We start from the raw sequence: 11,598 nt of genomic DNA, 5'->3' as shown, positions 1-11,598 counted from the left end.
CGACGACCTCGTCACGCGCCGTCCCGCCGGTACACCAGCACCGAGTGGCCGATCCGGATGACGTCGCCGTCGGAGAGGGGCTGACGGGTGATCCGCCGGCCGTTGACCAGGGTGCCGTTGGTCGATCCGAGATCCTCCGCGGTGGCGACGCCGCCGTCGAGGACGACGTCGACGTGCTTGCGGCTCACGCCGGTGTCGGGGAGCCGGATGTCGGCCTCGGTGCCGCGGCCGATCACGTTGCGCCCGGCGGACAGCTCGTGCCGGGTACCGGGGCCGTCGACGACCAGGGCGTGCGTGACCGTCGAGCGGCCGCCCGGGCGCAGCGGCGGGGGCCCGACCTTGCCGGTGTCGCCGGCGTGCCCGCGCAGGGGCGGCAGCGGGGGCAGCGGCGGGTGACCGTTGACCGGCGCGGCACCGGCGGAGGCGAGGTCGGCCCGGGAACCCGGCGCCGCCGGGTCGGCGACCTCGGAGGACACCTCGAACACCCCGGTGGGGAGGTCGCTGTCGAGCTCGAGGTGCACGCGGACGGCGTCGAAGATCGAATAGCCCTCGTCGTCGATGTGCTCGGACACCATGTCGGCGAGCTCACCGGCGAGCTGGTCGGACCACTGGCCCAGGTGCTCGTAGTCGGTGTCCCCGAGGCGGACCACGTAGACGTTGGGGGCGAGGATGCGGCCCTCGCCCATGACGGAGCGCTGCTCGTCGGCCTCGCGGGTCAGGGCCTTGGCGATCTCGGCCGGGTGGACCTTGCCCTTGAAGAGGCGGGCGAACGCCAGGCCGACCATGCCCTCGAGGCGCCGCTCGAAGCGCTGGAGCACACCCACGGTCGCTCCCTCGCGCTCGGCCGGACATTCCTGTGCTTCTCGCGATCGTAGCCGGGCGGCGCAGCGTGGTCCGGCCAACGCGCGCCGCCGGGCACGTTTGTGCCGGTGGCGGGAGGGCGATCGCACCCCTGGCCCGGTCCGCGGCCCCGGGCTGCTAGTGTCGTCGCTCGCCAGGGCAAGTGGCGGAATGGCAGACGCGCACGGTTCAGGTCCGTGTGTCCGAAAGGACGTGGGGGTTCAACTCCCCCCTTGCCCACCCAGCACGCGAAGGGCTCCCCGATCCGGGGAGCCCTTCGTCGTTCCCGGCAGCGGTGACCGGCGCGGGGACCGGTCGGGCTCAGCGGTCGGCGCGCTGCCGGCGTTCGGCGAGGTCGGCGAACCAGGTGACCGCGGCCGGGTCGTCGACGGCGCCCAGGTTGCACGCCCGCTCCACCGCGACGCCCTGGAAGATCCGCTTGATCGGGACCTCGAGCTTCTTGCCGGTGGTGGTGTGCGGGATCGCCGGCACCTCGAGCACCTCGTCGGGGACGTGCCGGGGTGAGGCCTGGGTCCGCACGGCCGCGCGGATGCGGTCCACGAGCTCCTCGTCCAGCACGGCGCCGTCGGCGAGGCGCAGGAACAGCGGCAGCCAGTAGCCACCGTCGGGCTGCTCGACGCCGAGCACCAGCGCCTCGGCCACCTCCGGCAGCGCCTCCACCGCCTGGTAGATGTCCGAGCTGCCCATCCGCACGCCGTGCCGGTTGAGCGTGGAGTCCGAGCGGCCGTGGATGACGCAGCTGCCGCGGCTGGTGACGGTCAGCCAGTCGCCGTGCCGCCACACGCCGGGATAGGTGTCGAAGTAGGCGTCGTGGTACCGCCGGCCGTCCTCGTCGCCCCAGATCCGCAGCGGCATGGAGGGCATCGGCGACAGGATGACCAGCTCGCCGACCTCGTCGACCAGGGGGCGGCCCTCGGCGTCCCAGGACTCGACGTGGCAGCCGAGCTGGCGGCCGGACATCTCGCCCAGGTACACCGGCAGCCAGGACGAGCCGCCCACCAGCGTCGCGGCGAAGTCGGTGCCTCCGCTGAACACCCGCAGCACGAAGTCGGGCCCCAGCTCGTCGTAGACCCAGCGGAACGAGCCCGCCGGCAGGGGGGAGCCGGTGACGCCCAGGCTGCGCAGCGCGGACAGGTCGTGGTCGCGCGCCGGGTGCAGGCCGGCCTTCTCGCACGCCTGCAGGTAGCCGGGGCTGACCCCCAGGCTGGTCAGCCGGTGCTCCTCGGCCAGCTGCCACAGCCGGTCCACCGACGGGTACATCGGGTTGCCGTCGTACAGCACCGCCGTGCCCCCGCCCAGCAGGCCGCTGACCATCCCGTTCCACATGATCCAGGTGGTGGACGTGTAGGACATGCCGCGGTCACCGGGCTGCGGATCGCTCTGCAGCCGCTGCGACGACGCCATGAGCAGGATCCCGCCGTGCCCGTGCACCAGGCCCTTGGGCAGGCCGGTCGTGCCGGAGGAGTAGACGACCCAGAGGGGGTGGTCGAACGGCAGCTGGACCGGCGCGGCCTCGCCCGGCTCGGCCAGCAGGTCCGCCCAGGGGGTGCCCGTGCCGCTCTGCTCCACGCCGGGCACCGGCACGTGCACGACGTCGCGCAGGGTGGGGAGCGCGGCGGCCAGCTCGCCCACCAGCTCGCGGCGGTCGTGGGTGCGGCCACCGAAGCGGTAGCCGTCGACGGCGATCAGCAGCACCGGCTCGAGCTGGGCGAACCGGTCGATAGCGCTCTGCAGGCCGATCTCCGGCCCGCAGGCCGACCACACCGCGCCGATGCTGGCCGCGGCGAGGAAGGCCACGACGGCCTGCGGCACGTTGGGCAGGTAGCCGACCACCCGCTCCCCCTCGCGGACGCCCATCCGCCGCATCGCGGTCGCCACCGCGCCGACCTGCCGCGTGAGCTCGTCCCAGGTCACCTCGGAGGTGGTGCCGTCCTCGGCCACCGCCACCAGCGCGGTCTCCCCGCCGCGGCCCTCGCCGCGCCGGAGGATGTGCTCGGCGTAGTTCAGCCGGGCACCCGGGAACCAGACGGCGCCGGGCATGCTGCGGTCGGCCAGCACCGCGTCGTAGGACGTCCCCGGCGCGATGTCGAAGAAGTCCCACACCTCGGCCCAGAACTGCTCGAGGTGGTCGACCGACCAGCGCCACAGCGACTCGTGGTCCGGGACCTGCACGCCGTACCGGGACTCGACCCGGCGCGCGAAGGTCGTGAGCTGCGAGTTCTCCCGCCGCTCCGCCGACGGTTCCCACAGCACCTGGCCGGGTTCCGCTGTCCCGAGGTCGATGTCGCCGGTCACGCGGGCCTCCCGGAGTGGGGTGCGAAACGGTGCAGGCCCGGGTTCCGGGGCCGCCGGCGAAGCATCGCACGGGCGGCGCCGCGGTTCCCGCCGCCGTCAGCGACCGGGCAGCGACCGCGGCCCCGGCTCGTCGTCGTCCTCGTCCTCGTCCTCGTCGTCGCCCCAGAAGATCTGGACGAGCAGCACCGCGCCCCAGGGGACGATGACCCAGATCGGCCAGAAGTACAGCAACTCCCAGCTGGCCAGCGAGGTGGTCGCCCAGATGGCGGTGACGATCGCCGCGGTGCCCGCCCAGGACCGCCATTCCTCGGCGCCCGCCCCGGACCAGTCGGGGCTCCACCGCGCCGGGCGGGTCTCCCTGTCGGCGGCCGTGGCCCCGCTCGCGACTGCGGGTGCCCCACCGCCCGGCAGATCGGTGGTCAGCTCGGCTAGCTCGCCGTAGGTCTTCGCGGCGTAGGCGCGGGTGAGCCGCTCCTCGTACTCGGCGACGGTCAGCCGCCCCGCGGCCATGTGCTCGCCCAGGACGGAGGCGACGGTGGCGCGGTCGGCGTCGGAGGCGCGCAGGTGCGGTTCGGGCATCGAGCTCTCCTGGGACGGTGGCTCCCAGTATCGGCCCCCGGTCGTCCGCCGTCGTCCACCCATCGGTGGGTTCCACGTGGAACCCCGCCCGATCAGCCGGCCGGCGGCACGCTCGCGGCGGTGAGGGAGCGGCCGATGACCATCCGCTGGATCTGGTTGGTGCCCTCGAAGATCTGCATGACCTTGGCCTCGCGCATGTAGCGCTCCGCCGGGTGGTCGCGGGTGTAGCCGGCGCCGCCCAGCACCTGGACGGCGTCGGTGGTCACCTTCATGGCCGCATCGGTGGACACCAGCTTGGCGATGCTGGCCTGCCGCGAGTACGGCTTGCCGGCGTCCTTGCGCCGGGCGGCGACCAGGTAGGTCGCCCGCGCGGACTCCACGGCCGCCGCCATGTCCGCGAGCAGGAAGGAGACGCCCTGGTGCTGGGCGATCGGGCGGCCGAACGCCTCCCGCTCCATCGCGTAGCCGACGGCCAGGTCCAGCGCGGACTGCGCCAGCCCGACGGCGACGGCGCTGATGCCCAGCCGCCCGGAGTCCAGCGCCGCGAGCGCGATCCCCATGCCGCGGCCCCGCTCACCGACGAGCCGGTCGGCACCGACCGGGACGTCGTCCAGCCGGATGGCGGCGGTCGTGGAGCCGGTCAGGCCCATCTTCTGCTCGGGCGGGGCGGCGCTGAGACCGGCCAGATCGGGCGTGAGGTGGAAGCAGGAGATGGCCCGCTCGCCGTCGTCCGGGGTGCGCAGGAACGTCGAGTAGAAGTCGGCGTGGCCACCGTGGGTGACCCAGGCCTTCTCGCCGGCGGCGCGCCACCCGTCGCCGTCGGTCCGGGCGGCGGCCCGCATGGCGGCGGGGTCGGAGCCGGCGTGCGCCTCGGACAGGCAGTAGGCGCCGAGCAGCTGCCCGCCCACCATGCCGGGCAGCAGTTCGCGCCGCTGCGCCTCGCTGCCGAACCGGTCGATCGGGAAGCAGGACAGCGTGTGCACGCTGACGCCCAGCGCGACGCTGGCCCAGCGCGCGGCGAGCTCCTCGACCACCTGCAGGTAGACCTCGTAGGGCTGCCCCCCGCCGCCGACGTCCTCGCCGAACGGCAGGCCCATCAGCCCGGCGTCGCCGAGCAGGCGGAACACCTCGCGCGGGAACCGCTCCTCGCGCTCGTGCGCGGCCGCCTTGGGGGCCAGCTCCGCGTCGGCGATCTCGCGGGTGAGGGCGAGCAGGTCCTCGGCCTCGGGGGTGGGCAGTTCGCGGTCGACGGGCACGGTTCTCCTCGGGTGCGGCTTCCCGCGGACGGTACCTCCGCAGCCGGGCCCGGGGCGGTCGCGGAGGATGGGCGGGTGATCATCGAGTCGGCGGTCTGGGACGACCCGGACGTGCAGCGGCTGACCACCGACCAGCAGACCGAGGTCCGGGCGCGCTACGGCGGGAAGCTCGAGCCCGGGCACGCACCGACCGCCGCCGACGTGGCCGTCGTCCTCCTCGCCCGGGACGACGACGGGACGCCGCTGGGCTGCGGTGCCCTCCGGCCGCTCGGCGGCGCCGCGGCCGAGGTGAAGCGGATGTACGTCGTCCCGGCCGCGCGGGGACGCGGCGTGGCCCGCGCGGTGCTGGCGGGTCTGGAGGAGGCCGCCCGCGGGCGCGGATGGACGACCCTGCGGCTGGAGACCGGCCCGCTGCAACCCGAGGCGGTGGCGCTGTACCGCGGGGCCGGCTACGCGCCGATCGGCCCGTTCGGGGACTACGCCGGCGACCCGGACGCCGAGCACTCGCTGTTCTTCGAGCGCACCCTTCCCTGACGAATCCGCACACCCCGGCGCCGGGAATCCGCACACCTCGGCGCCGGCAGCCCCGGGTGCGCGGATCCGCGAGGGGTCAGGAGAGCAGGACCTCGAGCCGCGCCGGGCCGCGCAGGATGCGGTTGGGCTTGTAGGTCAGCTCGCCGAGCCGCGCGCCGGCCGTCCGCCGGGCGAGCGCCTGCAGCGCGACCCGGCCCTCGAGCCGGGCCAGCGGAGCCCCCAGGCAGTAGTGGTGGCCGATGCCGAACGCCAGGTGCGGGCTGGTCCGGGTCGGGTCCAGCCGCAGCGGGTCCGGGTGCTGCTCCGGGTCCCGGCCGGCCGCGGCGATCAGGAGGACCACCCGGCCGCCGGCGCGGACCATCCCACCCGGCACCTCCAGGTCCTCGCGGGCGATGCGCCCGGTCATCTGCACCGGCGGGTCCAGCCGCAGCACCTCCTCGACGACGCCGGCGGCGCAGACCGGGTCGGTCGCCACCCGGGCGCGCAGGTCGTCGTCCCGGAGCAGGGCCAGCGTGCCGTTCGCGATCAGGTTCACCGTCGTCTCGTGGCCGGCGACGAGCAGGAGCTGCGCGGTGCTCAGCAGTTCGTCGTTGCTGAGCCGGTCGCCCTCGTGCTCGATCTGCACCAGCGCGCTCAGCAGGTCGTCCCGCGGCTCGGCGCGGCGTTGCGCGCAGAGCCCGGTGAAGTACGCGCGGAACTCGTCGGCGGCGTGCCGCCGCTGCCGCGACTCCGGGGTCTCCTCCGCGGTCGGGCCGTCGTCGAGGCTCTTGGCCAGCACGTCCGACCAGGCGGAGAACCGCACGTGGTCCTCCTGGGGGACGCCGAGCATCCGGCTGATCACCGTGACCGGGAGGGGGTAGGCGAGGTCGCCGACCACCTCGAGGCCCCCGCGCGCGACGGCGTCGTCCAGCAGGTCCTCGGTGAGCTGCTCCACGAACGGCGCCAGCTCCGCGACCACGCGCGGCGTGAAGGCCTTGCTCACCAGCCGCCGGAGGCGGGTGTGGTCCGGCGGGTCGAGGAACAGGAAGCTGCGCTGCCGGTCCTGGCGTTCGCGCTCCTCGGGTGACAGCGTCGCGGCGACCTCCTGCCACTGGGTGGAGTTGCTCCGGTCCACGCTGACCAGCGGCGAGCGCAGTACCGCGTCGCAGTGCGCGTGCGAGGTCAGCAGCGCGAAGGAGCTGTCGGGGGCGACCATCGGCCCGCTCTCGAGCAGCGACTGCCACACCGGGTACGGATCGGCGACGTCGATGTTCCGGACGAGGTCCTCCAGGTTCGTCACCGGAACATCAGCCCCTCGAACTCGCCGGACGAGCGCCAGCCGTCCAGGTAGGTGAAGTACGCGGCCGCCCCGGCCGGGTACCCGACGTTGAGCTTCGCCCGCAGGCCGGCGTCCTGGCCCTCGTTGTTGTAGTAGCCGGGGGTGCAGTCCGGCGAGCCGATCACCCCCCTGCCGGGGTGGGTGAGCAGCAGGTCGACCCACGCCTGCTCCGCCTCGGCGCTGACCTCGACCTCGCACGAGCCCGTGTCCAGGGCGTGCCGCACGATCGCGGCGATGGTGCGGCCGCTCTCGGTGAGGTTGTGCGGGACGTTGCTGATCAGGTTCGCGCCCTGGGTCGGCTGGACCACGAACAGGTTCGGGAAGCCGTGCACGTGGGTGCCGTGCAGGGTGCGCATGCCGTCGGCCCAGCGCCCGGACAGCGTCACGCCGTCCCGGCCGGTCACGTCGTAGCCGGCCCGCCGGGTGTACTCGGTGCCCACCTCGAAGCCCGAGGCGTAGATGATGCAGTCGACCTCGTACTCGTGGCCGTTGGCGACGACGCCGTTCTCGGTGATCCGCTCGACGCCCTTGCCGTCGGTGTGCACCAGGTGCGTCCCCGGCCGGTTGAAGGCGTCGAGGTACTCGTCGTGGAAGCAGGGCCGCTTGCACAGCTGCCGGTACCAAGCCTTGAGCCCCTCCGCGGTCGCCGGATCGGCGACGACGGCGTCGACCCGGGCGCGGATCTCCTCCATCTTCTCGACGTCCGCGTCCTCCATCGCCGCCTGCATGCCGGCGAGGGTCTGCTGGTCCGGCGGCAGCGACAGCACGCGCTCGCGCATCCGCCGGGCCAGGTCGGTCCAGCCGTCCATGACCAGGTCCTCGCCCGTGCCGGCGCCGGTCTGGGTGGCGGTGAAGTTCTCCAGCCAGCGCTGCTGCCAGCCCGGGGTGGCAGCGACGGAGGCGAACCACTCCGGGTCCAGCGGCGCGTTGTTCCGGACGTCGACCGAGGACGGCGTGCGCTGGAAGACGTAGAGCTCGGCGCAGGCGCCGGCCAGGTGGGGCACCGCCTGCACGGAGGTGGCCCCGGTGCCGATCAGGGCCACGCGCTTGTCGGCCAGGTTCTCCAGCGGTGCGCCCGAGGGGTCACCACCGGTGTAGGCGTAGTCCCACCGGCTGGTGTGGAAGCTGTGCCCCTGGAACGAGGAGATGCCGGGGATGCCGGGGAGCTTGGGCACGTGCAGCGGCCCGGTGCCCATGGCCAGGAACGTGGCGGTGAAGACGTCGCCACGGTCGGTGCGCACGACCCAGCGCGAGCCCTCGGGGTCCCACCGGATGTCCTCGACCTCGGTGTGGAAGAGCGCGTCGTCGTACAGGTCGTAGTGCTTCCCGATGCGCTGGCAGTGCTCGAGGATCTCCGGCGCGTGCGCGTACTTCTCGGTCGGCATGTGGCCGGTCTCCTCGAGCAGCGGCATGTAGATCATCGACGCCGTGTCGCACTGGGCGCCGGGGTAGCGGTTCCAGTACCAGGTGCCGCCGAAGTCACCGCCCTTCTCGACGATGCGGACGTCGGTGATGCCCGCCTCCTTGAGGCGGGCGCCGGTGACCAGGCCGGCGAAGCCGCCGCCGATGAACGCGACGGTGACGTGGTCGGTCTTCGGCTCCCGCTCGACGCGGGGCGTGTAGGGGTCGGCGAGGTAGCCGGCCAGCTCGCCGGTCAGGCGCAGATACTGGTCGTTGCCGTCCGCGCGCAGGCGCTTGTCGCGCTCCTCGAGGTACTTGCGGCGGACCGCTTCCTTGTCGATCGGCGTCCCGTCCGGGCGGACCGGCCCTCGGGTGGTCGTCGTCATCGCGCTGCTCCCCTCGTCGCCCGGGCGCCACCGCACCGGCGCGATGCATCCGGGCACCGGCACCCCGACGCCGGCGGTTCCCGGATTGTGCCGTGGACCACAGTCCGGCAGAGACTCCCACAGCGGTCGGCCGTCCGGCCTGTGGTTGTTCTCACCCCTGAACCATTGGCCGGGTTGCAGTTCCCTCCCCCGTGCCGGCGGCCCTGGCTCGCGGGGCGGCCGTGAACCGGTTCGCGTCCTCCGGACATGAAGGGGTGTGACGACTTCACCCCTCGCCACCGGATCATCACCAGTCGTGACGTTCGCGGCGGTGCACCGGTCGGCCGACCCGCCCCCCGACCCCCTCCGGCTGCGCGCCCTCCCGGACGCCGCCCCGACCGATGCCGAGCTGGTCGCCCGCTCCGTGGACGAGTCGGCCGAGTTCGCCGCGCTGTTCGACCGGCACGCCGGCGCGGTCCACCGCTACCTGGGCCGCCGGGTCGGTGAGCTGGCCGACGACCTGCTCAGCGAGACCTTCCTGGTGGCGTTCCGCCGGCGGCGGCCTACCGCCCCGAGCACCTCGAGGTGCGGCCCTGGCTGCTGGGCATCGCCACCAACGTGCTGCGCGGCCACGAGCGCAGCGAGCGGCGGCGCTACCGGGCACTCGCCCGCGAGGCGGGCCGGCCGGAGGAGCACGCGGACGACCCGGCGGACGCCGGCGACCGGCTCGCCGCCCAGGCGCTGCGCGGACCGCTGGCCGCGGCGCTGGCCGGGCTGAAGCCGCGCGACCGCGACGCGCTGCTGCTCCTGGCCTGGGGGCAGCTGGGCTACGGCGAGATCGCCGCCGTCCTGGACGTGCCCGTCGGCACCGTCCGCTCCCGCCTCAACCGGGCGCGCCGGCAGACCCGTGCCGCGCTCGGCGACGTCTCCCCGTTCGACCCCACCTCCGAGGAGGACGACCGATGAACGACCTCACGCTGCTCCGCGAGGCCGGCCCCGACGCCGCGCCGCTGTCCACCGCTGCCCGCTCGGCCGCTCGTGCCGCGCTGCTCGCCGAGATCGAGGGCGCCTCGATGCGCACCCCGGGGCGCCCGACGATCCGGATCGGACGGACCGCCGCCCTGCGCACCGGCGCCGCGGTGCTCACCGCGGCGGCCGCCTGGGCCGGCGCCGTGGCGATCACCGGGACCGACGCCGCCGAGCCCGCGGGGAGCGGGTCGGACGGCCTGACGCTGGTGGCCGTCGAGGAGATCACCTTCCCGCTCTCCCTGGAGCCCGTGCCGGCCGGGATGACCCCGAGCTTCACCGGGGCGAGCGGCGATCCGGAGGCGGTGGCCGGCTACACCGCCCCGGACGGGACGGGGTTCTCGATCTCCCTCTCGCCCACCGAGCCCGCCTGGGGGGACGATCCCTACCTCACCGAGCAGGGCGCCACGACGGTCGCCGGCGTCCCGGCGCGGTACGCCACCGGCACCATGCCCGACCACACGTGCACGGTGGCCAACGTCTGCTTCGACGACCTCCCCGTGGCGGCGCTCGCCTGGGAGCGGGCGCCCGGTCAGTGGGTGAGCCTGCGCGGCGACGACGCCTTCGGTGACCGGGACGCGCTGGTCGCGGTGGGCGAGTCGCTCGTCGACCGCCCGCAGCCGATCAACCTGCAGGTGGGGCTGGCCCCGGCCGGCTGGTCGGTCGTCGACTGGCACGAGAGCAGCGGTGCCATCGGCGTCGCCGACGACGCGGACCCGACCCGGCTCCTCAGCGTGCAATGCATGCCGGAGGCGCCGGCCGGCGACCACGAGATGGACAACGGTTCGGTGGAGCAGCGCATCGCCTCGGTCACCGCGATCGACCCCGTGGTGACGACGACGGTGGACGGGCGGCCGGCCCAGCTGGTGCACGCGTCGGATTACATGGATCCGGAGCAGCGCTTCTGGCTGGTCGCCTGGGAGCTGGCCGATGGCACGCTCTGCACGGTCCACGCGCCGGAGGACCTCACCCGGGACGACGTCCTGGCCATCGCCGCGGGAGTCGCCTACACGCCCTGACGTGGACGGATGTGGTGAGCTGGCTCCCATGCCCGACATCTGGCCGACCGGACCGCGCGAGGTGCAGCTCACCGCCGGCGCGGCCGAGCTCGCCATCGACCTCCGCGGCGGGGCGCTGCGCCGGCTGGCGGTGGGCGGCTGGGAGGTGCTCGACGGCTATCCGGCGGGCGGCACCCTCCCCGGCCGGCGCGGCGGGGTGCTGCTGCCCTGGCCCAACCGGCTGCGCGGTGGCCGGTGGACGTGGGAGGGCGAGCAGCTCCAGCTGGAGGTCGCCTCGCCCGCGTCGCCGAACGCCACCCACGGCCTGGTGTCCTGGCAGCCGTGGTCGGTGCTGGCGGCCAGCGGGGACACCGCCACGGTGGGGACGACGCTCCTGCCCCGCCCGGGGTACCCGTTCCGGCTGGCCGCCGCTGTCGACCACGCGCTGACCGCCGACCGCCTGACCACGACGATGCGGGTGCGCAACGACGGCGACCGCCGCGCACCCCTCGGCGCCGGTTTCCACCCGTACCTCTCGGTCGGCGCCACCGAGGACGGCGGTATCGGCGACGCCGAGGTGCACCTGCCGGCCCGGACCGAGCTGCTGCTCGACGGCGGCCTGCCCAGCGGGGGGCGGCGGCCCTTCGACGGCGCGGTCGGCCGGATCGGCGACCGCGCCTTCGACACCGCGCTCACGGACCTGGTCCGGGACGACGACGGGTGGGCACGGGTCCGCCTGGCCGGCGCCGCGGGCGGGCTGGAGCTCGCCGTCGACGAGTCCTGGCCCTGGCTGCAGGTCTACACCGGTGACACGCTCCCGGAGGGACAGCGGCGGCGCAGCCTCGCGGTGGAGCCGATGAGCTGCCCGGCGAACGCCCTGGCCGACGGCGTGGACCTCGTCGCCCTGGAGCCGGGGGAGACGTGGACGGGCACCTGGACGCTGTCCTGGACCCCGGAGGGTTGAG

At 74.5% G+C, this 11,598-nt stretch carries 10 protein-coding genes and 1 tRNA gene; 5 read left to right on the top strand and 6 right to left on the bottom strand.

The genetic code is table 11. The features are described from left to right. Positions 1–11: 11 nt before the first annotated feature. Complete coding sequence (locus ACI793_RS05140) at positions 12–824, bottom strand: FhaA domain-containing protein (RefSeq protein WP_456605295.1); 813 nt, start codon at positions 822–824, stop codon at positions 12–14. A 173-nt stretch (positions 825–997) separates the two neighbouring features. Here ACI793_RS05140 and ACI793_RS05135 point away from each other — a divergent pair. Next, positions 998–1,080 (top strand) — tRNA-Leu (locus ACI793_RS05135). 81 nt (positions 1,081–1,161) lie between these two features. On the opposite strand, the gene ACI793_RS05130 is transcribed toward ACI793_RS05135, so the two are convergent. The 3 genes from ACI793_RS05130 to ACI793_RS05120 form a co-directional block, all read right to left on the bottom strand. Then, complete coding sequence (locus ACI793_RS05130; RefSeq protein ID WP_456605294.1) at positions 1,162–3,156, bottom strand: acetoacetate--CoA ligase; 1,995 nt, start codon at positions 3,154–3,156, stop codon at positions 1,162–1,164. A gap of 96 nt (positions 3,157–3,252) precedes the next feature. Next, positions 3,253–3,735: a DUF1707 SHOCT-like domain-containing protein gene (locus tag ACI793_RS05125; RefSeq protein WP_456605293.1), complete on the bottom strand. Its 483-nt coding sequence runs from the start codon at positions 3,733–3,735 to the stop codon at positions 3,253–3,255. A gap of 92 nt (positions 3,736–3,827) precedes the next feature. After that, a complete protein-coding gene (locus ACI793_RS05120; RefSeq protein WP_456605292.1) occupies positions 3,828–4,991 on the bottom strand; it encodes an acyl-CoA dehydrogenase family protein in 1,164 nt (387 codons plus the stop codon). A 75-nt stretch (positions 4,992–5,066) separates the two neighbouring features. Between ACI793_RS05120 and ACI793_RS05115 the strand changes: the two genes are divergently transcribed. After that, entirely contained in the window at positions 5,067–5,525 is a 459-nt protein-coding gene (locus tag ACI793_RS05115; RefSeq protein ID WP_456605291.1) for a GNAT family N-acetyltransferase, read from the top strand. Between the two features lie 76 nt (positions 5,526–5,601). On the opposite strand, the gene ACI793_RS05110 is transcribed toward ACI793_RS05115, so the two are convergent. Further along, positions 5,602–6,804: a cytochrome P450 gene (locus ACI793_RS05110; protein ID WP_456605290.1), complete on the bottom strand. Its 1,203-nt coding sequence runs from the start codon at positions 6,802–6,804 to the stop codon at positions 5,602–5,604. Further along, entirely contained in the window at positions 6,801–8,630 is a 1,830-nt protein-coding gene (locus ACI793_RS05105; RefSeq protein WP_456605289.1) for a flavin-containing monooxygenase, read from the bottom strand. Before ACI793_RS05105 ends, ACI793_RS05110 begins: the two co-directional genes overlap by 4 nt. A gap of 564 nt (positions 8,631–9,194) precedes the next feature. Between ACI793_RS05105 and ACI793_RS05100 the strand changes: the two genes are divergently transcribed. Genes ACI793_RS05100 through ACI793_RS05090 form a run of 3 tightly spaced genes read left to right on the top strand, consistent with a single transcriptional unit; the run spans position 9,195 to position 11,597 of the window. Continuing rightward, positions 9,195–9,575: an RNA polymerase sigma factor gene (locus ACI793_RS05100; RefSeq protein WP_456605288.1), complete on the top strand. Its 381-nt coding sequence runs from the start codon at positions 9,195–9,197 to the stop codon at positions 9,573–9,575. Beyond that, entirely contained in the window at positions 9,572–10,654 is a 1,083-nt protein-coding gene (locus ACI793_RS05095) for a hypothetical protein (protein WP_456605287.1), read from the top strand. The genes ACI793_RS05100 and ACI793_RS05095 overlap by 4 nt, the downstream gene beginning before the upstream one ends. Positions 10,655–10,682: 28 nt before the next feature. Further along, complete coding sequence (locus tag ACI793_RS05090) at positions 10,683–11,597, top strand: aldose 1-epimerase family protein (RefSeq protein WP_456605286.1); 915 nt, start codon at positions 10,683–10,685, stop codon at positions 11,595–11,597. The last annotated feature ends 1 nt before the right edge of the window (position 11,598 follow it).

The organism is Blastococcus sp. SYSU DS0617, assembly GCF_054051075.1.
This window is presented reverse-complemented; position numbering and strand designations above follow the sequence as displayed.